Below are 24176 nucleotides of genomic sequence, written 5' to 3' on the forward strand. Positions count from 1 at the left end.
GGTGACTCACCGGACGTGGAACACGTGGGCCGGCGTCCGACCGGGGTCGAGGCGCACGTAGTTGGCGCTGCGCCAGCGGTAGGTCGCACCGGTCAGCTCGTCGTGCACGGTCGCCTCGGCGTGCCAGTCCAGGCCGAGGTGCGGCATGTCCAACGAGACCGTGGCCTCCTGGGTGTGGTGCGGGTCGAGGTTCGCCACCACGAGCACCGTGTCGTCGCCCTCGCGCTTGCTGTAGGCGATGACCGCGTCGTTGTCGGTGGCGTGGAAACGGAGGTTGCGGAGCCGGCGGAGCGCCGGGTGGCCGCGCCGGATCTCGTTGAGGCGGGTGATCAGCGGGGCGATGGTGCGGCCCTCGCGTTCGGCGGCCTCCCAGTCACGCGCCACGAGCTGGTACTTCTCCGAGTCGAGGTACTCCTCGCTGCCCGGCTTGAGCGGGGTGTTCTCGCACAGCTCGTAGCCGGAGTAGATGCCCCAGGTGGGGGAGAGGGTCGCGGCGAGGACGGCACGCACCTCGAAGGCGGAGCGTCCGCCGTGCTGGAGGTAGCCGGGCAGGATGTCCGGGGTGTTGGCGAAGAAGTTCGGCCGCATGTAGGCCGCGGCCTCGCCGGACAGCTCGGTGAGGTACTCCGTCAGCTCCTGCTTGCTGTTGCGCCAGGTGAAGTACGTGTACGACTGCTGGAAGCCGATCTGACCCAGCGTGTGCATCATCGCCGGGCGGGTGAACGCCTCGGCCAGGAAGATCACGTCCGGGTCGGAGCCGTTGATGTCCGCGATGACCCGCTCCCAGAAGACCACCGGCTTGGTGTGCGGGTTGTCGACGCGGAAGATCCGCACCCCGTGCTCCATCCAGTGCCGCAGGACGCGGACCGTCTCGGTGACCAGTCCGTCCATGTCCTGGTCGAAGGCGATCGGATAGATGTCCTGGTACTTCTTCGGCGGGTTCTCCGCGTAGGCGATCGTCCCGTCGGGCCGGTGATGGAACCACTCGGGGTACTTGTGCACCCAGGGGTGGTCGGGGGAGCACTGGAGCGCGAAGTCGAGGGCGATCTCCAGACCGTGCGAGCGGGCCTGCTCCACGAACCAGTCGAAGTCCTCGATCGTCCCCAGCTGCGGGTGCACGGCGTCGTGGCCGCCCTCCGACGAGCCGATCGCCCACGGCACGCCCACGTCGTCCGGGCCGGCGTCGAGGGTGTTGTTCTTCCCCTTGCGGAACGTCGTGCCGATCGGATGGACCGGCGGCAGATAGACGACGTCGAAACCCATCGCGGCGATCTCCGGCAGCCGCCGGGCCGCCGTGCGGAAGGTGCCGTGCGGCTGCTCAGGCGTGCCCTCCGAGCGCGGGAAGAACTCGTACCAGGACCCGAACAGCGCCCGCTCCCGCTCCACCAGCAGGGGCATGGCCTTGGACGCGGTGACCAGGTCGCGCAGCGGATGGCGGCCCAGGACCTCGTCGACCTCCGGCGCCAGCGCGGCGGCGTAACGCTCCTGCACCGGCAGCGAGTCGTCGAGCAGCGTCTTCGCGGTCTCCCGCAGCAGGGTGCGCGCCGGGCCGCGCGGCGCCCGGGCCGCCGCCCGCTCGAACAGCTGGCCGCCCTCCTCCAGCACCAGACCCGTGTCGATGTCCGCAGGGATCTTGATCGCCGCGTGCCGGCGCCAGGTGGTGAGCGGGTCGCTCCACGCCTCCACCGTGTACGTCCAGGGGCCTTCCGAGTCCGGGGTCACCTCGGCGCCCCAGCGGTCGCTGCCCTCGGCCAGTTCACGCATGGGTGTCCACGGCCCCTTGCGGCCGTCGGGACCGCGCAGGACGACGTTCGCGGCGACGGCGTCGTGCCCCTCACGGAACACGGTCGCGGTCACCAGGAACGTCTCGCCCACGACGGCCTTCGCCGGTCGCCTGCCGCACTCCACGCGCGGATGGACATCCCGCACGGGGATACGGCCGATGGGCCTGGTGGACTTCATCGTGAACCTCCTGCGTGCTCGAAGCCGGGCCGTGGCCCGGCTGGTGGATGTCCAAGCTGCACCGGAGGAGGGCTAGTGCTCCGCCGGGAAACGCCGGGCGGAGCGTGATCCACTCCTGCGCGCCACGTTTTTCGTCCGTCGCCGCGGGGCGCCCTGCCACAGGGAGGTGGCCGCGTCCGAGCGCAGATAGCGTTCGGCGGCGTCGGCGGCCTCCCGTGCGCAACGCTTGCCCATCAGCACGCACAGGGTGTATCCGGTGTCCTCGAAGGTGGCCCGCACCGCGCTGTCGGCCGGGGAGGCGAGCATGGCCCGCTCCCACGCGCGGTAACGCTGCAGATGCCTGGCGACTTCGGCTTTCGCGGGTAGCAGCATGGCGCTGTTCACCTTCCGGGAGTGCGAGAGGTATGACGCCCGACGAACGGGCCGGCCGCGCACGCAGAGGGGCATCAGCCGAAAAACCTCTCGTGGCCTTCACTTATGGTGCACGCGCGATGACCTACCGTCCTGTTGGATCTTGGCTGTGGTGTGCTCGTGTTGCACGAATGGCGTATCACCCTCAGTGTTGGAGGTGACTCAGAAGCGAACATCGCTCACGCTTCGTGTTCGGGGTTCCGCCCGCCAGGGCGTTAGGAGCCTGAGCGTCGCCGGTGAGGAGCCAACGACGATGAAGACCGCAGTGCCCTGCTACTACCACCTCGACGTGGAAGTCAGCCCGGAACGGGTCGGACAGGTCAGGCGCATTCTGGCCGCGCACCTGAAGTACTGGGACCTGGAGAACCTGGTCGAGCCCGTGTGCCGCAGCACCGAGATGCTGCTGCAGGCCATCGACGAACACGCCACCGACAAGAACACCTCCATCGAGCTGTGGTGGAACGGTCAGCACCTGATCACCGCCATCGGGGAGAACGACTGCGACCTGCGCCCGGACCAGGACCTGCGCAGCTGCCTGGAGCGCCTCGCGGCGAGCAGCGACGGGTGGGGGTGCTGCGCCACCGACACCGGCAGCAAGGTCATCTGGTTCTCGCAGCGGGCCCGTGTCGGCGACCGCGAGCCGCTCATCCCGACCACACCGTTCCCGGCCCTGCGCGAGATGCTCCAGGTGCCGCGGGCGCTGCGGACCGTCGCCCTGGCCGGCGAGACGGTGGGCGACGTACTGGAGGCGAGCCGGTGACGACCACCGACCCGAAGAAGAAGGCAGGGGTGCCCGTGTGGAGCGGGCACCCCTACCCGCTGGGTGCCGTCTATGACGGCCAGGGCACCAATTTCGCGCTGTTCAGCGAGGTGGCCGAACGCGTCGAACTGGTCCTGGTCGACGATCGCGGCACCCATCGCGTCGTTGCGCTGACCGAGGCGGACGGCTTCGTCTGGCACGGCTATCTGCCCGGCATCGGCCCCGGCCAGCGCTACGGCTACCGGGTGCACGGGCCGTGGGCGCCCGCCATGGGCCACCGCTGCAACCCGGCGAAGCTGCTCCTCGACCCGTACGCACGTGCGGTCGACGGCCAGATCGACAACCACCCCTCGCTGTACGAGCGCGATCCGCAGGGGCCCGACCCGGCCGACAGCGCCGGGCACACCATGCTCGGCGTGGTCACCGACCCGTACTTCGACTGGGGCGACGACCGGCCGCCGCGCACCCCTTACGCCGACAGCGTGATCTACGAGGCCCATGTGCGGGGCCTGACCCGCACCCACCCGGACGTGCCGCCCGAACTGCGCGGCACCTACGCCGGCCTCGCCCACCCGGCGATCCTCGAACACCTGACCGCGCTCGGTGTCACCGCCGTGGAGCTGATGCCGGTCCACCAGTTCGTCCAGGACGGTGTGCTGCAGGACAAGGGTCTGGCCAACTACTGGGGCTACAACACCATCGGCTTCTTCGCCCCGCACAACGCCTACGCCGCCCACGGCAGCCGGGGTCAGCAGGTCGCGGAGTTCAAGTCGATGGTCAAGGCGATGCACGCGGCCGGCCTCGAGGTGATCCTCGACGTCGTCTACAACCACACCGCCGAGGGCAACGAGAAGGGCCCGACGCTGTCCTTCCGCGGCATCGACAACGCCTCCTACTACCGGCTGGTGGACGGTGACTTCGCGCACTACTACGACACCACCGGCACCGGCAACAGCCTGCTGATGCGCCACCCGTACGTGCTGCAGCTGATCATGGACTCGCTGCGGTACTGGGTGACGGAGATGCACGTCGACGGCTTCCGCTTCGACCTCGCCGCCACGCTGGCGCGCCAGTTCCACGAGGTGGACCGCCTCTCGGCGTTCTTCGACCTCATCCAGCAGGACCCGGTGATCAGCAGGGTGAAGCTGATCGCCGAGCCCTGGGACGTCGGCGAGGGCGGCTACCAGGTGGGCAACTTCCCGCCGCTGTGGTCGGAGTGGAACGGCAAGTACCGCGACACGGTACGCGACTTCTGGCGCACCGAGCCCGGCTCGCTCGGCGAGTTCGCCTCCCGCCTGACCGGCTCCTCCGACCTCTACCAGCACAACCGGCGCCGGCCGCGCGCCAGCGTCAACTTCGTCACCGCGCACGACGGCTTCACCCTGCGCGACCTGGTCTCCTACAACGACAAGCACAACGAGGCCAACGGCGAGGGCAACCGCGACGGAGAGAGCCACAACCGCTCCTGGAACTGCGGCACCGAGGGCGAGACCGCCAACCCCGCGGTCCTGGAGCTGCGCGCCCGCCAGCAGCGCAACCTGCTCGCCACCCTCCTGCTGTCGCAGGGCATCCCGATGCTGTCCCACGGCGACGAACTCGGACGCACCCAGCGCGGCAACAACAACGCCTACTGCCAGGACAACGACATCTCCTGGATCGACTGGCGGCTGACCGACGAACAGCGCGACCTCGCCGACTTCACCCGCCGGCTCATCCAGCTGCGCGCCGAGCACCCGGTCCTGCGCCGCCGCCGCTTCTTCCGCGGCGAAACCGCGACCAACGCCGACCAGCCGCTGCCCGACCTCGTGTGGCTGCTGCCGGACGCCCAGGAGATGACCGACGAGGAGTGGCAGCGCTCCGACGCCCACTGCATCGGCGTCTTCCTCAACGGCGACGCCATCGCCGAACCGGACCGCTACGGCCGCCCGGTCGTCGACGACTCCTTCCTCCTCCTGCTCAACAGCTACTGGGAACCGGTCGTCTTCACCCTCCCCGGCGCCCCGTACGGCGACCGCTGGACGGCCCGCGTCGACACCGCGGAACCGGACGGCACCCCCGAGGAGACCGAGTACAAGGCAGCGACGGACGTCACGGTCGCCCCCCGCAGCCTGGTCGTCCTCTCCCGCCCCTCCCGGGGCCGGAGGAACCCGGCGCCGCCCCTCGAACGCTCCTGACCACATGCAAGGCGCCGCCGCCCCCCATCGATGGGGGGCGGCGGCGCCTTGCATGCCGGGCCGGTGTCCTCAGCGCAGCGAAGCCCCGCGGGACGTGATCGTGAACTGCGCGCCGTCCGGGTCCCGCAGCACGGCCTCGTCCGCACCCTTGCCCAGGACGCTCCCGCCGTGCTGCTCCGCGGCGAGCGCGCACGCCGTCACGTCGGCGACGGCGAAGTGCACCTGCCAGTGCGGCCGGATCGTCGGGTCGGGTGCCGCCTCCAGCGCGCCCGACTCGATCCGGGCCACGATCTCGCCCTCGCTGCGCAGGACCACCTCGTTGGCCTCGTACCCCACCTCGCAGCAGCCGGGCAGCCCCGATGCCCAGTCGAGGATCTCGCCGTAGAAGATCGCCGCGTCGAACGCGTCGCGGGTGTGCAGCCGGATGAACGCCGGCGCGGCCTGCCGCCAGCTCTCCCAGTTCGTGAAGAGCTCGCCCTCCCAGATCCCGAACCTCGCCCCGTCGCGGTCCGCGATCAGCGCGGCCCGCCCCGGCGGCAGGGAGATCGGCCCGACGGCCACCGTCCCGCCCCGCTCGCGCGCCCGCGAAACGGCCTCGTCGGCACTCGGCACCGCGAAGTACGGCGTCCACGCCACCGCCATCTGCCACATCGTGGCGACCGCGGCGATCCCGGCGACCGGAACGTCGTCGGCCAGCGCGATCCGGAACCGGTCGCCCAGCTTCGCCTTGCGCCACTTCCACCCCAGCACCGCCGAATAGAAGTCCTGGGTGGCCTCCAGATCACGGCTGGTCAGGCTCACCCAGCAGGGCGCGCCGAAAACATGGTGGGACGAGACGACCTCGGTCGCTCGCGGGGACGGTGGGGAGGGTGGCGTGTCGTGGTTCATGGCGCTCGCGTCCTGATCTCTTCGGCCGGTCGGCCACCGGTCCACCTCCAGTGTCCGGCCGGACCCCTGCGGGCCGCCTGTCGAGTACACCCCGGTGGCGCCGGGCAGCCCCCGGGGGCAACGTGGGAGAGGTGGCACGAGTACCGCGGGACCCTGACGACGAAACCGGTCGGCTCTTCGAGCTCCAGGAAGAAGTGGATCAGCTCAAGGAAGCGGTCACCTCGCACGCCGTGGTGGACCAGGCCATCGGAATGATCGTGGCACTCGGCCGGATGACCCCCGATCAGGGCTGGCAGGTCCTGAAGGAGGTCTCCCAGCACACCAACATCAAGCTCCGCAACGTCGCGGATCTGATACTCGTCTGGGCGCGCAGCGGGGACATGCCGCCGCAGATCCGCGCGGAGCTGGAGGAGGCCCTGGAGCGCCACGGCCCCACCCAGATCCCAGGGGCGCCCCCGTCCGGGTGACGGCCCCTGTTCGCCGGACCTCCACATCACTGCCGTTCGGCGAGGATCTCCTCCCGCAGCTGGGCGAAGCAGCCGCTCAGCAGCCGCGAGACGTGCATCTGGGAGATGCCCAGCTGCTCGGCGATCCGGCTCTGCGTCATCCCCTGGAAGAACCGCAGGTAGAGGATGGTCCGCTCGCGCTCCGGCAGGGCCTGCAGACAGGGCTTGACGGCCTCGCGGTCCACGACGGTGTCGAAACCCGGGTCGGGGCCGCCGAGCGCGTCCCCGAGGGCGTAGCCGTCGGTGCCGGGCATCTCCGCCTCCAGCGACAGCGCGGAGAAGCACTCCAGCGCCTCCATCCCGGTGCGCACCTCCTGCTCGGTGAGCTGGGCGTACGCGGCGATCTCGGCGATGGTGGGCGGCCGGCCCGGGATGGTCTGGCCGAGTTCCTTGGACGCGCGCCGGACGCGGTTGCGCAGATCCTGGACCCGGCGCGGCACGTGCAGCGTCCACATGTGGTCACGGAAGTGCCGCTTGATCTCACCGGTGATCGTCGGCACGGCGTACGCCTCGAAGGCACCGCCCCGGTCCGGGTCGAAGTGGTCGACGGCCTTCACCAGCCCGAGGGCGGCGACCTGGTACAGGTCTTCGAGGGACTCCCCGCGGCCGCGGAACCGCACGGCGATCCGCTCGGCCATGGGCAGCCACAGGCGGACCAGTTCGTCGCGCAGGGCCTTGCGCTCGGTGCCGTCGGGGAGCGTCGCCAGCCGGGCGAAGTCGGCGGCGGTGTCGGGGGCGTCGTCGTGCGGATGCTGCTGCGTCCTGGTGGCGGTACGCATCGATGCGCGCCTCCCTCAGCGGATGCCGGGTGGACAGACACCGTGGAACGAGCACGCGGACCGGACATGGAGGGCGTCGGGTCCGCTACTCCGAACCCACGGAGGTGCCTCCTGTCCGAAGCACTGACAAGCAGATTCCCCTCTTCCATCCGGGTCAAACCCGATTCGCGAAGAACATGGCGTTTTGCAACGTCATGATGGCGCTGTGTGAGGGGTGAGCGTCGCGTCTCTTGACCCGCGCTTGGTCCGAATACCTCTGATGCAGAGCTAATCTCGGCTGTGTGGACCAGAACACCCTTCCGGAGGAGCTGGCCGGCGCCCTCGTCGGAGTGCACCGGCTGACCAGGCGCCGGCTGCGCGCCGGGCTGACCGCGCCGCGGTTGCGTGGCGCCGAGGTCGAACTGCTGCGCCTGGTCGAGGCCCGGCCGGGGATCGGTGTCTCCGAGGCGGCCAAGGAGCTGTGTCTCGCCGGCAATTCCGTCTCCACGCTGGTCAACCACCTGGTCCGGGACGGCTATCTGGTCCGCGAGACCGATCCCGCCGACCGGCGCGCCGCCCGTCTGCTGCCGACCGACGCCGCGCTCAAGCGGCTGCGCGACTGGCAGGAGCGCCGCGCCGAACTGCTGGACCGCCACCTCGCCGGGCTGCCGGAGGCCGACCGGGAGGCGCTGCGCGCCGCGGTACCGGCGCTGCGCCGTCTGGCCGAGAGCCTGAGGCAGGAGGGGGAGACCCCATGACCGACCCCATGACCGACCCCACGGCCGGCCCCGCGACCGACTCCGTGCACGATGCCGTGAGCTGCACCGGCCTGGTGTACGCCTTCGGGGCGACGAAGGCGGTCGACGGGCTCGACCTCACCGTCCGGCAGGGCGAGGTCTTCGGACTGCTCGGGCCGAACGGCGCCGGCAAGACGACCGCCATCCGCTGCCTGACCACCCTGCTCCCGGTGCCGCCCGGCACGGTCCGCGTCCTCGGCCACGACGCGGCCCGAGAGCGCATGGCCGTACGGCGTCTGCTCGGTTACGTGCCGCAACAGCTGTCCGCCGACGCGAGCCTGACCGGCCGCGAGAACGTCGCCCTGTTCGCCCGCGTCTTCGACGTCCCCCGGCGCGAGCGCGCCGCCCGGGTCGCCCAGGCGCTGACGGCCGTCGACCTCTCCGACGCCGCGGACCGGCTCGCCGGCACCTACTCCGGCGGCATGGTGCGCCGCCTCGAACTCGCCCAGGCCCTGGTCAGCGCGCCCCGTCTGCTGATCCTCGACGAGCCGACCATCGGCCTGGACCCCATCGCCCGCACCGGAGTGTGGGAGCACATCAACGCCGTACGCGCCGCCACCGGCATGACGGTCCTGGTGACCACGCACTACATGGACGAGGCCGACCAGTACTGCGACCGGGTCGGCCTGATGCACCGCGGCCGCATCCGGGCCCTCGGCACCCCCGCCGCACTGCGCCAGGGGCTCGCCGCACGGCGCGGTACGGCGACCCCCGCCACGCTGGAGGACGTCTTCCGCGACGTCGCCGGCAGCGGCCTCGACGACACCTCAGGAGACTTCCGCGATGTCCGATCCACCCGCCGCACCGCACGCCGTGTCGGCTGACCCCGCGCTCGGCCTCCTGTTCCGCCCGCCCGAGCCGAGGGCGCCCTGGCGGCTGGTGCCCGCCCGGGTGTTCGCGATGTGCGCGGTCGAACTGCAGAAGCTGCGCCACGACCGCACCGAGCTGTACACCCGTGCCGTCCAGCCCGCCCTGTGGCTGCTGATCTTCGGTCAGACCTTCACCCGCATCCGGGCGATCCCGACCGGCGGCATTCCGTACGTCGACTATCTGGCGCCGGGCATCATCGCCCAGTCCGCGATGTTCATCGCCATCTTCTACGGCATCCAGATCATCTGGGAGCGCGACGCCGGAGTGCTCAACAAGCTGCTGGTGACGCCCACCCCACGCGCCGCGCTCATCACCGGCAAGGCATTCGCCGCCGGGGTCAAGGCACTTGTGCAGGCGGTCGTCGTCCTCGTCATCGCCGCGGCGCTCGGCGTCGCGCTGACCTGGAACCCGCTGAAACTGCTCGCCGTAGCGGCGGCCGTGGTCCTCGGGTCGGCCTTCTTCTCCTGCCTGTCGATGACCATCGCCGGCATCGTGCTCAGCCGCGACCGGCTGATGGGCTTCGGGCAGGCGATCACCATGCCGCTGTTCTTCGGCTCCAACGCGCTCTACCCGCTCTCCGTCATGCCGGGCTGGCTGCAGGCCGTCAGCAAGGCCAACCCGCTCAGTTACCAGGTCGACGCCCTGCGCGGTCTGCTGCTGGGCACCCCCGCGCACCTGGGCGCGGACTTCGCGGTGCTCCTGGTGGCCGCCGCGCTCGGCATCGCCGCCGCCTCGTCGCTGCTGGGCCGGCTGGCGCGCTGATCATGACTCATCGTCAAGATCGCTGATCTTGCCCGCGGACGTGATGTGCGGCACGCCCCCGAAAACAGGCCGCGCGACCGGAAACCGATTCTCCCTGCGCACGGCTTGATCACCGATCACCGGCGCCGAATCCGCTGGCCACAGCGCATGCGGCGCATTTGACAGTGCCCTGACCGCCTGGATAGGAAGCAGCTCTCAGAAGTCGAGAGGTGGACTGTGTACGAGCCGAACGTGGTCGGGGACTGGCACGAGTACGAGGAGCATGCCGGTCTGCGCGTCCGCGTCCACCGTCTGGAGCAGGCCGAGCCGCCGCGCGGACGGGACGACGCGGCCGAGGGGCTGACGTACTTCGCGCTGCGGGTGACGATCGAGAACCGCGGACCCGAGCGGTTCGGCGTCCACCTCGAGGACGGCCAGATCGACGTGCGCATCGGAGCCGACGGCGAGGGCGCCTTCATCGACTGGCGCAACTCGCAGTTCATCGAGGGCTTCGACGTCTACCCGCTGCGCCGGGTCACCGCCGTGCTGTACGCCGCCGGCGCCGAGGACGCCCTCGGCCAGGTGGACGTCCAGGTCCAGCTGCGGGTCGACGAGGAGTGGGCGGAGCGCCGGATGTGGACCGGCGGCCTGGGCGTGAAGGCGCAGCCCTCGCACGTCCCGGCCGGCGCGGGCCGGGACTGCCTGGCCCACCAGGTCAGCACCTTCCTGCGCGACCAGGCCGAAGAGGGCACCGCCTGACGCTCCGGCCGCCCGCCCGGTGACGTGCGGCCGTGTCCCGCCGACGTGCGCTACGCCGTCGATCGACGTGCGCGACGCCGTCGGTTCAGTGTGCGATGCCGTCGATGATCTCGCGGGCGCCCTGCCGCAGCAGCGCCACCGCCACCGACGTGCCCAGCGTCGCCGGGTCCAGCCGCCCGGCCCACTCGTGGGCGTTCAGCCGGGTCTTGCCGTCCGGGGTGAACACACAGGCACGCAGGGAGAGTTCTCCACCGCGGTCCACGCGGGCGAAGCCGGCGATCGGGCTGTTGCAGTGGCCCTGCAGCACATGCAGGAACATCCGCTCCGCGGTGGCCTCCCGGTGTGTGTCGGGGTCGCCGAGCGCGCTGACGGCGTCGATGAGGTCGCCGTCGTCCTGCCGGCACTGCAGGGCGAGGATGCCCGCGCCGATCGGCGGCATCATCACGTCGGGGGAGAGCACCTCGCTGATGACGTCCGGCCGCCCGATGCGTTCCAGGCCCGACACGGCCAGCAGCAGCGCGTCGGCGTCCCCGGCCGCCAGCTTCTCCAGCCGCCGGTTGGCGTTGCCGCGGAACGGCACGCACGTCAGATGCGGGTGGGTGGCGGCCAGTTGGGCGATCCGGCGCACCGACGAAGTGCCGACGCGGGTGCCGGCGGGCAGTTCGTCGAGGGTGAGTCCGCCCGGGTGCACGAGGGCGTCGCGGATGTCGTCCCGCTTCAGGAACGCGGCGAAGACCGTCCCGGCCGGCAGCGGCCGGTCCGCGGGCACGTCCTTGACGCAGTGCACCGCGAGATCGGCCTCCCCGGCCAGCAGGGCCGCGTCGACCTCCTTGGTGAAGGCGCCCTTGCCCTCGACCTGGGACAGATCGCCGAGCCACTTGTCCCCGGTGGTCTTCACCGGTACGACCTCGGTGCGCACTCCTGGGTGCAGGGCGGCCAACTCGGCTCGGACACGCTCCACTTGGGCCAGAGCCATCGGCGAGTCGCGGGAGACGATGCGGATCAGTTCCGGAACGGACATGCGGGCCACGATAGACCCTCCTCGCCGATCGGCGCGCCACGGCCGGGCTGTAACGCCGGTGCCGTGGCACGGTATGCCGTCCGGACGGGTACGGCGTCCGGGCCCCGTCGGATCGGGCGTCCGGGTACCGTCGCGCCGGGCGCCCGGGCCGTCGGGTCAGGCGTTCGGGTCGAAGGGGATGCCGGCCGGTTCGGCGGAGGCCAGATGGGAGGCGAAGCTTGCGTCCTTCAGGCCGAAGTGGGCGCTGCCGAAGTCGTAGGCGCTCAGCTTCTCGCGGATGCCCGGCGGGTAGCCGTTCCAGCCGACGAGCGGCGGGTACTGCCAGGTGTGCTTGTGGTTCTCCGGCGGCTCGTCGTTGCTGTTGGCCAGGCGGAAGCAGTGCGTGCCGATGCCGTCCTTGTGATAGACGACCTTCGGGTGGGTGCCCTCGAAGCGCACCTCGGACGCCGTGTGCACGGTGAAGGAGCCGTGGTTGGACGTGGAGACGTACTTGACCTGGTTGTCCTGCACCCACACCGCCACGTGTTCCCAGTCGTGGCGGTGGCCGCCGAGGCTGATGCCGGGCAGGGCCTGGTCCTTCTCGAAGTACAGGCCGTACAGAACGACGCACCAGCCGTTGTTGCACTTGGAGCGGGAGTAGCCGTTGGTGTTGTCCAGGTCGGCGGCGTCGTGGCAGTTGCCGTTGAGGGCGCCGGTCGGGTTCAGCCCGCCGTTGACGGTGCCGTCCGGGCCGATGGCCGGCGTGGGATAGCAGCCGTCGGTGTCGTAGTCGAACGCCGGCTGGAAGGTGCGCTCCAGGGTGTCGGCGTTGGCCGGCAGGGCCTGCGGCGGGGCGGCGAAGGCGGCGGTGGGGACGGCGACGACGAGCGCGAGCGCGCCGCCGAGTCCGGTGAGCCATCTCCTGCGGTGGGCCTTGAACGTCACTGCGTCCTCCTCCTGGCGCGGGGCGCCGGGCGGCTGTGGGGGCGTTCAGCGTCCCGCGTTTTACATGTCCGCGCCAAGAGGGCTGGGGATCTCGTGGGTGAAGGCCCGCCGAACACAAGGATCATGACGGGGTGTCGGGAAGATCGGCGGCCGACTCCTCCGGCGTGAGGTCCTGTCGCAGCCGCAGCCAGGACGGCTGGCGCAGCATCCCCGCCCGGGTCCGGGTGCTGTAGCGCACCTCGCCGACCAGCCGGGGCAGCACCCACCGCGCGCCCGCCACCCTCGGGTCGGGTGTGAACGGGCAGGCGCTGCTCGCCAGATCGGCCAGCAGGCCGGCCAGACGGGTCCGCTCCTGCTCGCTCCAGCCGGTGCCCACCCCGCCCACGTACCGCAGCGAGCCGGCCGGGTCGCGCTGGCCGACCAGCACCGCGCCCGGCAGCCCCGACAGCCGTCCCTTGCCGGGCAGCCAGCCGCCGACGATCACGTCGACGCCGTGCATGTTGCGGATCTTGATCCAGGCGCGCGAGCGGACCCCCGGCTCGTACACGGAGTCCAGGCGCTTGCACACCAGTCCCTCCAGGCCGTGGGCGCGGGTGGCCGCCAGCGCCTGGGCGCCGTGACCGACGAGCGCCGCGGGGGTCGACCAGTACGGCCCGTGCAGGCCGAGCGCCGCCAGCTCCGCGCGCCGCTCCTGGTACGGCATGGTCAGCAGCGAGCGGCCGGCGAGGTGCAGGACGTCGAACAGGACGAGGTGCACGGGCTGCTCGGCCGCCTTGCGCGCCGCCCGGGCCGGGGCGTGGGCGAGCCCCATCCGGGACTGCAGCAGCTGGAAGTCCGCCCGTCCTTGCGCGTCCAGCGCCAGCACCTCTCCGTCCAGTACGGCCGGGGTGCCGCCGAGCGCGTCGCCCAGCGCGTGCAGTTCCGGGTACGCGGCGGTGATGACCTCCCCGGACCGGGCCCGCAGCACCACGGTGCCGTCCCCGGCCAGATACGCCACGACCCGCTGCCCGTCCTGTTTCGTCTCGTACGCCCAGCGCGCGTCCTGGGAGGCGGGCGGCAGGGTGCCGGGTGTGGCGAGCATGGGAACGATCAGTGGCAGGGTCACGTCCTGAAAGGTGGACGCGCGGGTGGAGCGTCACGCCCGCGCTGCGGAGGATTCGCCTGAACGGGTCGGCGCGCAGCCCCGCGGAGTGCGGGGCCCGACCGATCCGGTCAGCGAATTACTTGAGTTACGCAACGATATGGTACCGTGGATGCATGGCACCGTCACCGCGTCCCGCCGCCCCCGCTGCCTCCCCGGAAGTCGCCGAGATCGAGCGCGCCCTGAACCGCATCACCTATCTCAGCACCCGGGCGCGGCAGCACGAACGGCTGATGGCCCTGGCGGGCGTCCCGCTGGACCGGGCCGCGGTGGCGCTGCTGCGCCAGGTCGCCGACTCGGAGCCGCTGCGCTCCGGGGAGCTGGCCAACCGGCTCGGCGTGGAGGCCTCGCACGTCACGCGTACCGTGCAGCAGCTGCAGAAGTCCGGGTACGTCACCCGGGTACCCGACCCCGACGACGGGCGCGCGCAGCGCATTCGGCTCACGGACGCCGGGCGCCGTGCGGTGGACGCCGTCCGGGACGCCGGGGCGCGCGGCATGCAGCTCGCGCTGGCCGAGTGGTCCACGGAGGACCTGCGGCAGCTCGCCACGCTGTTCCATCGCATGGTGGACGACTTCCTGGCCCGGGCCGCGGCGGTGGAGGAGGAGGGCGACGTCTGATCGTCGCCTTCGCGTGCCTGCGGCGGCCCCTTCCTGTCGGGAGGTCCGGAGGGGCTGTCCCGCGTGGATTACTCTCCAGTAATATCGCGCGCCTGGTCACCCTCAGGAGGAACCGTGCCCGAACGTTCACCCCTGCTGCTCGCCGGTCTGCTGGCCACCGCGGGTGTCGCCCACTTCGCCGCGCCCCGTTCGTTCGACGCGATCGTCCCGCAGGCCCTGCCCGGGCGGCCGCGCACCTGGACGTACGCCAGTGGCGCCGCCGAACTGGCCCTCGCGGCGGGTCTGGCGGCTCCCCGTACCCGGCGGACCGCAGCTCTGGCCACCGCCGCGTTCTTCGTCGGGGTGTTCCCGGCGAATGTGAAGATGGCCGTCGACTGGCGGCGGCGTCCGGTTCCGCAGCGGACCGCGGCCGTCGCGCGGCTGCCTCTTCAGGTGCCGCTCGTGCTGTGGGCCCGTGGTGTCGCGCGCGCCGCGGAGGTGCGGCCGTGATCGCGGTGGGGGACCGGGTCGAGGACTTCGCGCTGCCCGACGAGACGGGCCGTACGCGGCGGCTCACCGAGCTGCTGGCGGACGGGCCGGTCGTGCTCTTCTTCTATCCGGCCGCGCTCACCCCCGGCTGCACCGCCGAAGCCTGTCACTTCCGGGATCTGGCCGCCGAGTTCGCCGCCGTGGGCGCCCGCGCGGTCGGGATCAGCGGTGACGCCGTGGACCGGCAGCAGGAGTTCGCCGCGCGTCACACGCTGGGGGTGCCGCTGCTGTCGGACGAGGACGGTGCCGTACGGGAGCGGTTCGGTGTGAAGCGGGGATTCTCCCTCGCGCCCACCAAACGGGTCACCTTCGTCATCGCCGAGGACCGCACGGTTGTCGAGGTCGTCCGCAGCGAACTGCGGATGAACACGCACGCCGACCGGGCGCTGGCCGCCCTGCGCGAGCACCGGAAGTGACGGCTCACCCGTCCGCGGCGACCTGAGCCAGCGTCCGGCCCGTGCGGACCGAGCGGGCCCGGCGCGGGTCCGGTGTGCCGCGGCCGGGTGCCCTGTGTCCGGCCTTGACCAGCAGCCAGTCGCCGTCCCGGAACCGGGTGAGCGCGTACTCGCCGCGCAGCTTGCTCCCCTTCAGCCGGAAGGTGGCGTGCCCGCGCTCCAGCGACTCCGCGAAGTCGACGGGACGGCCGCGGCGGTCGTGGCTCAGCGGTTCGTACGTCCCGGCGTCCCACACGATCACCGTGCCGCCGCCGTACTCGCCCTTCGGGATCACACCCTCGAAGTCCTCGTACTCCAGCGGGTGGTCCTCGGTGGGCACCGCCAGCCGCTTGTCGTGCGGATCGCCGGACGGCCCCTTCGGCACCGACCAGGACTTCAGTACGTCCCCGACCTGGAGCCGGAAGTCGAAGTGCATCCGGCGCGCGTCGTGGATCTGCACCACGAACCGGGGCTCGTCGCCCGCGGCCGTGGTACGGCCCCGGGGCTCCGCGGTACGGGCGAAGTCCCGTTTGGCGTGATACTCCCGCAAGCGCTCCACGGGTTGCTCCTTCCGACGGGAGCGACGGGTACCCCGCGCGGCGGCTCAGAACTCCTCGTGGGTCAGCGGGTCGCCGCCGAGCCGGCGCGGGCTGTGGTGGTGCCCCACGGCCTCCATCTCCTCGGCGTCCAGCTCGAAGCCGAAGACGTCCAGGTTGTCGCGCTGTCGCTCGTGGTCGGCGGTCTTGGGGATCGGCAGCGCGCCGAGCTGGACGTGCCAGCGCAGCACGACCTGCCCGGGCGAGACGCCGTACTTCCGGGCGATGTCCGCGACCCTCGGGTCGTCCAGGAGATGGCTGCCCCTGCCGAGCGGGCTCCAGCTCTCGGTGACGATGTTCCGCTGCGCGTGGAAGGCCCGCAGCCCGGGTTGCGGGAAGAGGGGGTGCAGCTCGATCTGGTTCACGCTGGGCAGGACACCGGTCTCCCGGTGCAGGCGTGCGATGTGCTCCGGGGTGAAGTTGGAGACGCCGATCGAGCGGACCAGGCCGTCCTCCCGCAGCTTGATCATCGCCCGCCAGGAGTCGACGTACTTGTCGACGCGGGGGAGCGGCCAGTGGATCAGATAGAGGTCCACCCGGTCCAGGCCGAGGCGCCGGCGGGACTCCTCGAACGAGGCGAGGGTCTCCTCGTACCCGTGGTGGCGGCCCGGCAGCTTCGTCGTCACCACGACGTCCTCGCGGGGTACGTCGCCGCCCGCGATGCCCCGGCCCACGCCGGTCTCGTTGCCGTAGTTCGCCGCCGTGTCCACCAGCCGGTAGCCCAGGGCGAGTGCGCCGCGCACGGCCTGTTCGGCCAGCGCGTCGTCCATCGGCCAGGTGCCGAGCCCGAGGGCCGGGATCACCATGCCGTCGTTGAGGGTGTACGTCGGGATGTCGCTCACGGGTCGGCCCTTCCCTCGGCTGTGTCGTCCTCCCAGCGTCACGGATAGGGTGAGCAGTGATCAACCGGACCGGGTGGGGATGAGGGCAGCGGACGGCATGGGCGGCACCGAGGAACAGCGCACCGCGGGCACGCGTCCCACGTCACGCGACGTGGCACGGCTCGCCGGGGTGTCCCACACCGCGGTCTCCTTCGTCTTCAACGGCCGCGCCGAGGGCAACCTCTCGCCCGCCACCCAGGAACGCATCCGGCAGGCCGCCGCCCAGCTCGGCTACCGGCCCGACCCCGTCGCCCGCGGCCTGCGCCGCCGCCGTACGGCCGTGATCGGGCTGGTCACCGACGAGATCGCGTCCTCGCCGTTCGCCGGGCGGCTGCTGCGCGGCGCCATGGAGACCGCGTGGGGCCGTGAGCACCTGGTGCTCACCGTGGACTCCGGCGGGGACCCGGCCAAGGAGGACGCGGCCGTCGCCGAACTGCTCGACCGGCGCGTGGACGGGATCATCTACGCGGCGATGTCGCTGCGCCGCGTCCGCGTCCCCGAGGGGCTGCACCGCACCCACTCGGTGCTGGCCAACTGCCTGCCCGAGGACGACTCCCTGCCCGCCGTCATCCCCGCCGAACGCGCCGGCGGCCGCACCGCGGCCCGGCTGCTGCTCGATGAGGGCCACCGGCGCCTCGCGCACATCGGCGGCCTCGACGACATCGCCTCCGTCGAGCGGCTGCGCGGCTTCCGCGACACGCTGCGCGCCGAGGGCGTCACGGTCCCCAAGGAGTGGGTGGTGCGCACCGGCGGGGAGATCGCCGGCGGCTACGAGGGCGCCGTGCGGCTGCTCGAGGGTGTCCCCGCCGACCGCCGCCCCACCGGGATCTTCGCCTACAACGACCGGGTCGCGGCGGGCATCCTGCACGCCGCGACCCGGCTCGGGATCGACGTCCCCGCCGACCTGTCCGTCGTCGGCTACGACGACCAGGAGCACATGGCCGCCTTCCTCACCCCCGCGCTGACGAGCGTCGCCCTGCCGCACCGGGAGATGGGCGAGGCCGCCGCCGTGCTGCTGCTGGACGCGATCGACACGGGCCGCACCCCGGCCGCGACGGTGCGGCGGATCGCGTGCCCACTGGTCAGCCGTGCGTCGGTGGGACCAGCGCCCATCCGGTGACGCTCGCCGCTTCCCCGGTGACGACCAGCTCGGGCACATCGCCGGGCCGGCGGTAGACGCGCTCGGTGACCATGGCGCGGTCGTCGGCGAACAGCTCCAGCAAGGAGCCGTCGACCAGCACACGGACCGCCCGCCCCGGGGTCCGCAGCACGAGGGGTGCCGAGCCCTCCCCGCCCGCGCGGGGCCAGGCGGAGCGGTCCAGGGTGACGGTGCCCTCGCCGGGGTCCAGCCGGACGGTGAGCTCCGCACCGGACCCCGAGCGCAGCAGCGACACGGTGACCGGCGCGCTCGCGGTGACCTCCAGGTCGTACGCCTGCGGCAGCGCAGCGCGGCCGGGAGCCGTCACGAACGGCTCGGGGGCGCGCAGGGCGGCCAGCTCCGGGGCGGGGGAGAGGCACAGGGAGCCGTCCTCGGCCACGTCGAGGACCCGGGGTGCGGTGAGCACGCCGGCCCAGCCCGCGCGCTCCACCTCGGCCGCATCCCGTGCCTCCCACGACCAGCCCCACATCAGGGCGCGGTCCGGCTCCTGGAGCACGGCGGGTGCGTAGAAGTCGCGGCCGTGGTCGAGGCGGCCGCCCGCGCGGGCCTCGAAACGCAGGCCGCCCTCGCCGTCGTCCACCAGCCGGCCGGTCGACCAGCCGGTGGTGCAGGGGTCGCCGTCCCACAGCGACAGCACCAGGACCCAGGTGCCGTCCGGCGTGCGGGCGAGCTGCGGGCACTCCCAGCCCACCGCCCTGTCGCCGAACGCGTCCGCCGCGACCGGGTCGTTGCCGTCCAGCAGCACCCCGGCGAACCGCCACGCCGTCAGGTCGTCGCAGTCGTACAGCAGGACCGAGGGAGTGCCGTCGGCATGGCCCGCGCCGACCAGCGCCCAGCGGTGGCCCGCGTGGCGGAAGACGAACGGGTCGCGGAACATCACCACGTCCAGGCCCTCGGGCGGGCCCGCCAGCACGGGCTCCGGCAGCGCCTTCCACTCGGTCAGCGCGGGGTCGCCGGGGTCGGCGGCGCGGGCCAGGCAGACGGCACCGAGGCCGGTGTGCCCGTGATCGATCCCGGTGTACACGGCGGTCGGCACGCCGTCGTCGTCGACCAGGCACCCCGACCAGCAGCCCGCCTCGTCGGGGCCGCCGGGAGTGGGGGCCAGCGCGATCGGGTGGTGCGTCCAGTGGGCGAGGTCGGGGCTGGAGGCGTGCCCCCAGTGGATGTCGCCGTGCACCGGAGCCTCGGGGTTGTGCTGGTAGAAGAGGTGGTACCGGCCGCGCCAGAAGAAGGGACCGTTCGGGTCGTTGACCCAGTGGGCGGGCGGGCGGACCCGGAAGCGCGGGGCGTGGGCGAGGCTCAACGGTTGACTCCTGCGGAGGTGATGCCCTCACGGAGAGGGCGCTGGCCGACGAGGAACACGGCGACGGCCGGGATCATGGACAGCACGACTCCGGCGAGGACGACGGAGATCGAGCCGGTGCCGAGGTTGCCCTGGAGGGAGACCAGGCCCAGCGGCAGCGTGTAGTTCTGGCTGGAGGTCTCCAGGATCAGCGGCCGGAAGAACTCGTTCCAGTGGTAGTTGAAGGCGAGGACGCCGACGATGGCGAGGCCGGGCGCGGCCAGCGGCGCGTAGACGGAGCGGAAGGTCCGCCACGGTCCCGCGCCGTCCAGCATCGCCGCCTCTCCGAGGTCCTTCGGCATACCGAGGAAGTACTGGCGCATCAGGAAGGTCCCGAACGCGGTCGGGAAGGCCGGCACGATCAGGCCGAGCAGGGTGTCGGTCAGACCCATCGACTTCAGCACCAGGAAGACCGGCACGATCGTCACCTGCAACGGCACCATCATCGTCGCCAGGACGAGGCCGAACAGGGGCTTCTTGAAGCGGAACTCCAGACGAGCGAAGGCGTAGCCCGCCAGGCCCGCGGTGATCATCTGGCCGACCGCGATCAGCGCCGTCACCAGGGTGGAGTTCAGCGCCAGCAGCCACACGTCGATCTGGTCGAACACCCCGCGGTACGCCTCGGTCGTGGGGTGCGCCGGGATGATCCGCGGCGGCAGGTCGAAGGACTCGGCGGGGGTGCGCAGCGAGGTGGACAGGGTCCATATCACCGGGCCGAGCGTCAGCAGCGCACACACCGTCAGACCGGCGATGCGCGCCCACGGGGCGAGGGAGGTGCGGGTACGGCTCAGGGCAGGGATCGCTTGGCTCATGTCGCTCACCGGGCTCACTGGTAGTGGACGAAACGCCGGCTGAGCCGGAACTGGAGGGCGGTGACCGCCATGATCAGCACGAACAGCAGCACGCCGACCGCGGACGCCTCACCGAATCGCAACTGCTCGAACGCGGTCTCGTAGATGACCATCACCACGGTGCGGGTGGAGTCGCCGGGCCCGCCGTTCGTCAGCACGTACGGCTGCTCGAAGACCTGGAGGGCGTTGATGATGCCCACCACGGACGCGACCAGCAGCGTCGGCGACAGCAGCGGCAGCGTGATGGCGAGGTGCTTGCGCAGGCCGGTCGCCCCGTCGAGGGAGGCCGCCTCGTGGACCTCCTTCGGGATGTTGTTCAGGCCGCCCACGAACAGCAGGAACGAGAACCCGAACTGCTGCCAGACGTAGACCAGGATCACCGCCGCCATCGCCGCGTGCTCCGACGTCAGCCACGGCACCGGGGTGATCCCGATCAGGCCGAGCGCCCAGTTCACGACGCCGAAGTCCTGGTTGAACAGGTACTTCATCACCACCGAGATCGACGCCGCCGACAGCACCAGGGGGAAGAAGAACGCCGAGCGGAACACCGAGCGCAGCCACATCGGCATCCGGCCGTTCACCACGATCGCCAGCACCAGCGCGATCAGCAGTTGCAGGGCGACGGCCAGCACCATGAACACCAGCGTGTTGCGGAAGGAGACCAGCACGGTGGAGTCGCCGAACACCTCCCGGTAGTTGGCGAGTCCCGCGAAGCCGGGGGAGTCGATGACGTTCCAGTGGAACAGGCTCAGCACCACCGAGCCGGCGATCGGCACGACCGTGAAGACGACGATGCCGACGATCGTGGGCGCGAGGAACAGAGTGGCCAGCAGCCGTGTGCCGCGCTCGCGCGGGCCCGGCCGGCCCGGGGCGACGGACGGCGCTGCCGGGCGGGCGGTGCGGGCCGGCGGGACCTGAGTGTTCGTCATACGGCACGCTCCATGGCCTTCTCGAGGTCGCCCTGCATCCGGCGCAGCGCCGGGCGCACCGCGCGCGGGGCGGACAGGGCGGTGCCGGTGTGCTTGAGCAGCACCTGCTCCACCTCGGCCACCTGCGGGGGCGCCGGGATCGGCCCGGTGCCGGGGAACCGGTCGAGGGTGTCGTAGAAGACCCGCCAGTGCGCCGGGCCGGTCTCCCGGTAGCGGTCGGCCGTCAGCATCGAACGGCGGGCCGGGGTCGTCTGGTTGGTGCTGAACAGCTCGGTCAGGGTGTCGCGGCGGGCGGAGTACTTGATGAACTCCCACGCCTCGTCCTGCCGCTTGGAGGTGCGCAGCATGGCGTAGCCGGCCGCGCCGTACTGCATGCGGTGGGTGCGCCAGCGCGGGAAGTACTGCGTGTCGAAGCCGTCCCGTGGCACCCCGGCCAGATGCAGGCCGCCCGCCCAGAAGCCGCCCGCGGGCGTGACACCGACCCGGCCGGTGGAGAACACACCGATGAGGTTCTGCCCGTTGCCGCCCTCGGGGCGGCTGCACAGCCCGTCGCGTACCAGGGAGGCGAGGTAGTCGTACGTCTCCTCGACCAGGTCGGACGTGGCCTGCGGGGTGGTCCAGCGGAAGCCGCCGCCGCGCCCGCGCCGCTGCCCGGCCGGGTAGAAGGCGTTCCACAGCCAGTCACCGCCCGGTGCTTTGGACTCGGCCAGCAGGTTGGTGCCGTTCGCGAACAGCCACGGCACCACCCCGCCCCAGAGCCGGTTGGTCCAGAAGTACGGGGTGAAGTGGGAGTCGCTGGCCTGCTTCATCCGGCGCAGCAGCGCGGTGAAGTCGTCCCGGGTCCAGTCGGGGTCCGGGAAGTCCGCGCCGGCCCGCCGCAGCACCTGCGTGCTGAGGTACATGTCGGCGGCGTTGAACTCGACCGGCAGCTGGTACAGGCTCCCCTCGTACATCATCGACTCGACCAGTGAGGGGTGGACGTCGGCGAAGTACTCGCGCAGCTCGGCCGCGTCCCGCTTCACCCACCTGTCCAGCGCCACGCCGAGCCGCTGCGCGAACAACTGCACGCCCTCGGTGGCCACGTAGACCAGGTCGGGGGCGGTGCCCGCGGCGATCTGGGTGAGGATCTTGGCGAAGAAGTCCGACCAGTCCACGGCCTGTACGGCGTTGATGCGGACCTTGATGCCGGGGTGCAGCCTGCGGAAGCCGTCCAGCAGGGTGCGCACGCCGTCCGGGGAGAAGGCGGAGCCGAGGGTCGCCACGACGAGGGAGCCGTCGTCGCGGCCGGGGATGTCGGCTCCGGTGAGCCGGTCCCAGCTCGCGGCGGTACCGGCGACGGCAGCGGCGGCCGTGCCGTAGGCGCCGTACCGCAGCAGGGTGCGGCGTGGAAGGTACGGGTCGGTCATCGAGGGGCCTAACTCGTGTTAGTCGAGCAGTGATGCCCCAGATGATGGGAACCGGGCCGCGCCGCTGTCAAGACTGTTGCACGCCTTGACCTTTAACGAGTTAGGTCTACAGTCCTGGTCCACATGAGCCGCCGTTTTCCCGACGAGAGGATTCGAAGAGTGATGCGTGGGATGTCCCGAAGGGCCCTGTTCGCCGGCTCGGCCGCGGGGGCGACCGTGGCGCTCCTGCCGGCCGCACCCGCGGCGGCACGTCCGAAGCCGGCGGCGGGCTGCGCGAGCTACCGCGCCCGCTACCACCTCACCGTCCCCGACCAGTGGAAGAACGACCCGCAGCGCCCGGTCTGGATCGACGGCGAGTACCGGTACTACTACCTGTACAACGCGGACTACACGACCGGCGCCGTCGGCACCGCCTGGCGCCTGGCCACCAGCTCCGACCTGGTCTCCTTCACCGACCGCGGCATCGCCGTTCCCAAGGACACCACCCCCAACGGCGACGTCTGGTCCGGGTCCGCGGTCGTGGACACCGACGGCACGGCGGGCTTCGGCAAGGGCGCCGTCGTCGTCCTGGTGACCATGTCGCCCGACGACGGCCCGACGTCCCAGGCGCAGTTCCTGTACTTCTCGACCGACGGCGGCCGCACCTTCACCCCGCACGGCACCGCGCCCGTCCTGCCGAACCCCGGTGTACGAGACTTCCGCGACCCGAAGGTGATCCGCGACGAGGAGCGCGGCCGGTGGGTGATGGCCCTCGCCCAGGGCGACAAGCTGGGCTTCTACCACTCACCCGACCTGCGCGGCTGGACCCCGGCCGGCTCCTTCGCGCACGACGGCATCGGCGTGCTGGAGTGCCCCGACCTGTTCCGCATCACCGCCGACGACGGCACCCCCAAGTGGGTCCTGGGCGCGAGCGCCAACGGCAAGGGCGCGGGCCTGCCGAACACGTACGCCTACTGGACGGGAGCCTTCGACGGCACGCGCTTCACCCCCGACACGACCGAACCGCAGTGGCTCGACCACGGCTGGGACTGGTACGCGGCCGTCACCTTCGACAAACGCGACGCCCACGGCACCCTCGACGAGCGGACGCGCTACGCCCTGGGCTGGCTGAACAACTGGGACTACGCCCACACCACCCCCACCATCGACTGCGACGGCTTCAACGGCACGGACTCGATCGTCCGCGAGATCCGCCTGGTGCGCGGCGCGACGGGCGGCTACCACCTGGCCTCACGCCCGGTGCCGGCGCTCGACGGGTACGTCTCCCGCACGGTGCGGCTAGGCGATGTGCCCGTCGACGGCACCCGGCTCCTGGACTACCGGGGCACCTCCTACGAGATCAGCTGCGAGATCACCTGGGACCGGCTCACCGGCGCCGGACTGCAACTGCGCCGCTCACCCGACGGCGTCCGCCACATCGACGCCGGGATCTACGGCGACTACGCCTTCCTCAACCGCCGCCCCACCGTGAACCCCGACGCCTCGGCCCGCTGGCAGGAGAGCCACAGCCCCTTCGACCCGGCGGCGCGCTCGGTGCGGCTGCGCATCCTGGTGGACCGCACGAGCGTGGAGATGTTCATCGACGACGGCCGCTTCGTCCACTCGTCCTCCGTCTTCCCGTACCTCATCGACTCGGGCCTGGCCCTGTTCACGATCGACGGCCCCGCGGTGTTCCGCAACGTGGTCATCCGGGAGTTCACGGTGTGAGGCCGACGTCC

General features: G+C 71.7%; 25 protein-coding genes. 12 read left to right on the forward strand and 13 right to left on the reverse strand.

Features of this window, described 5'->3' with window-relative positions; genetic code table 11:
• Positions 1 to 6: 6 nt before the first annotated feature.
• Positions 7 to 1962 (reverse strand): alpha-1,4-glucan--maltose-1-phosphate maltosyltransferase, encoded by a 1956-nt coding sequence (locus ACZ64A_RS33020; RefSeq protein ID WP_469815611.1) that lies wholly within the window; start codon positions 1960 to 1962, stop codon positions 7 to 9.
• Between the two features lie 72 nt (positions 1963 to 2034).
• Positions 2035 to 2334 (reverse strand): DUF5133 domain-containing protein, encoded by a 300-nt coding sequence (locus ACZ64A_RS33025; protein ID WP_361632525.1) that lies wholly within the window; start codon positions 2332 to 2334, stop codon positions 2035 to 2037.
• A gap of 292 nt (positions 2335 to 2626) precedes the next feature.
• Here ACZ64A_RS33025 and ACZ64A_RS33030 point away from each other — a divergent pair, with 292 nt between their 5' ends.
• Complete coding sequence (locus tag ACZ64A_RS33030) at positions 2627 to 3133, forward strand: pep a2 (RefSeq protein WP_469815612.1); 507 nt, start codon at positions 2627 to 2629, stop codon at positions 3131 to 3133.
• Positions 3134 to 3162: 29 nt separating this feature from the next.
• Positions 3163 to 5307 (forward strand): glycogen debranching protein GlgX, encoded by a 2145-nt coding sequence (glgX, locus tag ACZ64A_RS33035; protein WP_469815661.1) that lies wholly within the window; start codon positions 3163 to 3165, stop codon positions 5305 to 5307.
• 69 nt (positions 5308 to 5376) lie between these two features.
• Here glgX and ACZ64A_RS33040 read toward each other — a convergent pair whose 3' ends face one another.
• Positions 5377 to 6195: a VOC family protein gene (locus ACZ64A_RS33040; RefSeq protein WP_469815613.1), complete on the reverse strand. Its 819-nt coding sequence runs from the start codon at positions 6193 to 6195 to the stop codon at positions 5377 to 5379.
• 131 nt (positions 6196 to 6326) lie between these two features.
• On the opposite strand from ACZ64A_RS33040, the gene ACZ64A_RS33045 reads away from it, so the two are divergent.
• The gene (locus tag ACZ64A_RS33045) at positions 6327 to 6662 is read left to right on the forward strand and encodes an ANTAR domain-containing protein (protein ID WP_469815614.1); all 336 of its coding nucleotides are present in this window, start codon (positions 6327 to 6329) and stop codon (positions 6660 to 6662) included.
• Between the two features lie 26 nt (positions 6663 to 6688).
• Here ACZ64A_RS33045 and ACZ64A_RS33050 read toward each other — a convergent pair whose 3' ends face one another.
• Entirely contained in the window at positions 6689 to 7480 is a 792-nt protein-coding gene (locus ACZ64A_RS33050) for an RNA polymerase sigma factor SigF (RefSeq protein ID WP_469815615.1), read from the reverse strand.
• A gap of 281 nt (positions 7481 to 7761) precedes the next feature.
• Between ACZ64A_RS33050 and ACZ64A_RS33055 the strand changes: the two genes are divergently transcribed.
• The 4 genes from ACZ64A_RS33055 to ACZ64A_RS33070 all read left to right on the forward strand — a co-directional run bounded on the left by ACZ64A_RS33055 (position 7762) and on the right by ACZ64A_RS33070 (position 10626).
• Entirely contained in the window at positions 7762 to 8217 is a 456-nt protein-coding gene (locus ACZ64A_RS33055) for a MarR family winged helix-turn-helix transcriptional regulator (RefSeq protein WP_469815616.1), read from the forward strand.
• Positions 8214 to 9080, forward strand: a complete 867-nt coding sequence (locus ACZ64A_RS33060; RefSeq protein ID WP_469815617.1) for an ABC transporter ATP-binding protein — start codon at positions 8214 to 8216, stop codon at positions 9078 to 9080. Before ACZ64A_RS33055 ends, ACZ64A_RS33060 begins: the two co-directional genes overlap by 4 nt.
• Complete coding sequence (locus tag ACZ64A_RS33065; protein WP_469815618.1) at positions 9040 to 9888, forward strand: ABC transporter permease; 849 nt, start codon at positions 9040 to 9042, stop codon at positions 9886 to 9888. The genes ACZ64A_RS33060 and ACZ64A_RS33065 overlap by 41 nt, the downstream gene beginning before the upstream one ends.
• A gap of 216 nt (positions 9889 to 10104) precedes the next feature.
• Positions 10105 to 10626, forward strand: coding sequence for a hypothetical protein (locus tag ACZ64A_RS33070; protein ID WP_469815619.1), 522 nt, complete (start codon positions 10105 to 10107; stop codon positions 10624 to 10626).
• An 85-nt stretch (positions 10627 to 10711) separates the two neighbouring features.
• On the opposite strand, the gene hemC is transcribed toward ACZ64A_RS33070, so the two are convergent.
• The 3 genes from hemC to ACZ64A_RS33085 all read right to left on the reverse strand — a co-directional run bounded on the left by hemC (position 10712) and on the right by ACZ64A_RS33085 (position 13676).
• A complete protein-coding gene (gene hemC / locus ACZ64A_RS33075) occupies positions 10712 to 11647 on the reverse strand; it encodes a hydroxymethylbilane synthase (RefSeq protein WP_469815620.1) in 936 nt (311 codons plus the stop codon).
• A gap of 156 nt (positions 11648 to 11803) precedes the next feature.
• Positions 11804 to 12571, reverse strand: a complete 768-nt coding sequence (locus ACZ64A_RS33080) for an NPP1 family protein (protein ID WP_469815621.1) — start codon at positions 12569 to 12571, stop codon at positions 11804 to 11806.
• Between the two features lie 121 nt (positions 12572 to 12692).
• Positions 12693 to 13676 (reverse strand): ATP-dependent DNA ligase, encoded by a 984-nt coding sequence (locus ACZ64A_RS33085; RefSeq protein WP_469815622.1) that lies wholly within the window; start codon positions 13674 to 13676, stop codon positions 12693 to 12695.
• A gap of 152 nt (positions 13677 to 13828) precedes the next feature.
• Here ACZ64A_RS33085 and ACZ64A_RS33090 point away from each other — a divergent pair, with 152 nt between their 5' ends.
• The 3 genes from ACZ64A_RS33090 to ACZ64A_RS33100 all read left to right on the forward strand — a co-directional run bounded on the left by ACZ64A_RS33090 (position 13829) and on the right by ACZ64A_RS33100 (position 15276).
• Positions 13829 to 14332: a MarR family winged helix-turn-helix transcriptional regulator gene (locus tag ACZ64A_RS33090; RefSeq protein ID WP_469815623.1), complete on the forward strand. Its 504-nt coding sequence runs from the start codon at positions 13829 to 13831 to the stop codon at positions 14330 to 14332.
• A gap of 114 nt (positions 14333 to 14446) precedes the next feature.
• Positions 14447 to 14821 (forward strand): MauE/DoxX family redox-associated membrane protein, encoded by a 375-nt coding sequence (locus ACZ64A_RS33095; protein WP_469815624.1) that lies wholly within the window; start codon positions 14447 to 14449, stop codon positions 14819 to 14821.
• Positions 14821 to 15276: a peroxiredoxin gene (locus tag ACZ64A_RS33100; protein ID WP_469815662.1), complete on the forward strand. Its 456-nt coding sequence runs from the start codon at positions 14821 to 14823 to the stop codon at positions 15274 to 15276. The genes ACZ64A_RS33095 and ACZ64A_RS33100 overlap by 1 nt, the downstream gene beginning before the upstream one ends.
• A gap of 4 nt (positions 15277 to 15280) precedes the next feature.
• On the opposite strand, the gene ACZ64A_RS33105 is transcribed toward ACZ64A_RS33100, so the two are convergent.
• Positions 15281 to 15853, reverse strand: a complete 573-nt coding sequence (locus ACZ64A_RS33105) for a DNA polymerase ligase N-terminal domain-containing protein (RefSeq protein ID WP_469815625.1) — start codon at positions 15851 to 15853, stop codon at positions 15281 to 15283.
• A gap of 45 nt (positions 15854 to 15898) precedes the next feature.
• The gene (locus ACZ64A_RS33110; RefSeq protein WP_469815626.1) at positions 15899 to 16732 is read right to left on the reverse strand and encodes an aldo/keto reductase; all 834 of its coding nucleotides are present in this window, start codon (positions 16730 to 16732) and stop codon (positions 15899 to 15901) included.
• Positions 16733 to 16829: 97 nt separating this feature from the next.
• Between ACZ64A_RS33110 and ACZ64A_RS33115 the strand changes: the two genes are divergently transcribed.
• Positions 16830 to 17891: a LacI family DNA-binding transcriptional regulator gene (locus tag ACZ64A_RS33115; protein WP_469815663.1), complete on the forward strand. Its 1062-nt coding sequence runs from the start codon at positions 16830 to 16832 to the stop codon at positions 17889 to 17891.
• Here the strand turns inward: ACZ64A_RS33115 and ACZ64A_RS33120 are convergent.
• Genes ACZ64A_RS33120 through ACZ64A_RS33135 form a run of 4 tightly spaced genes read right to left on the reverse strand, consistent with a single transcriptional unit; the run spans position 17854 to position 22458 of the window.
• Entirely contained in the window at positions 17854 to 19233 is a 1380-nt protein-coding gene (locus tag ACZ64A_RS33120; RefSeq protein ID WP_469815627.1) for a glycoside hydrolase family 32 protein, read from the reverse strand. The genes ACZ64A_RS33115 and ACZ64A_RS33120 overlap by 38 nt on opposite strands.
• Entirely contained in the window at positions 19230 to 20084 is an 855-nt protein-coding gene (locus ACZ64A_RS33125; RefSeq protein ID WP_469815628.1) for a carbohydrate ABC transporter permease, read from the reverse strand. Before ACZ64A_RS33125 ends, ACZ64A_RS33120 begins: the two co-directional genes overlap by 4 nt.
• A 14-nt stretch (positions 20085 to 20098) precedes the next feature.
• Complete coding sequence (locus ACZ64A_RS33130) at positions 20099 to 21052, reverse strand: carbohydrate ABC transporter permease (RefSeq protein WP_469815629.1); 954 nt, start codon at positions 21050 to 21052, stop codon at positions 20099 to 20101.
• Positions 21049 to 22458: an extracellular solute-binding protein gene (locus ACZ64A_RS33135; RefSeq protein ID WP_469815630.1), complete on the reverse strand. Its 1410-nt coding sequence runs from the start codon at positions 22456 to 22458 to the stop codon at positions 21049 to 21051. The genes ACZ64A_RS33130 and ACZ64A_RS33135 overlap by 4 nt, the downstream gene beginning before the upstream one ends.
• Before the next feature lie 162 nt (positions 22459 to 22620).
• Between ACZ64A_RS33135 and ACZ64A_RS33140 the strand changes: the two genes are divergently transcribed.
• A complete protein-coding gene (locus tag ACZ64A_RS33140; RefSeq protein ID WP_469815631.1) occupies positions 22621 to 24165 on the forward strand; it encodes a glycoside hydrolase family 32 protein in 1545 nt (514 codons plus the stop codon).
• Positions 24166 to 24176 lie beyond the last annotated feature (11 nt).

The organism is Streptomyces sp. NPDC104814 (genome assembly GCF_055583185.1).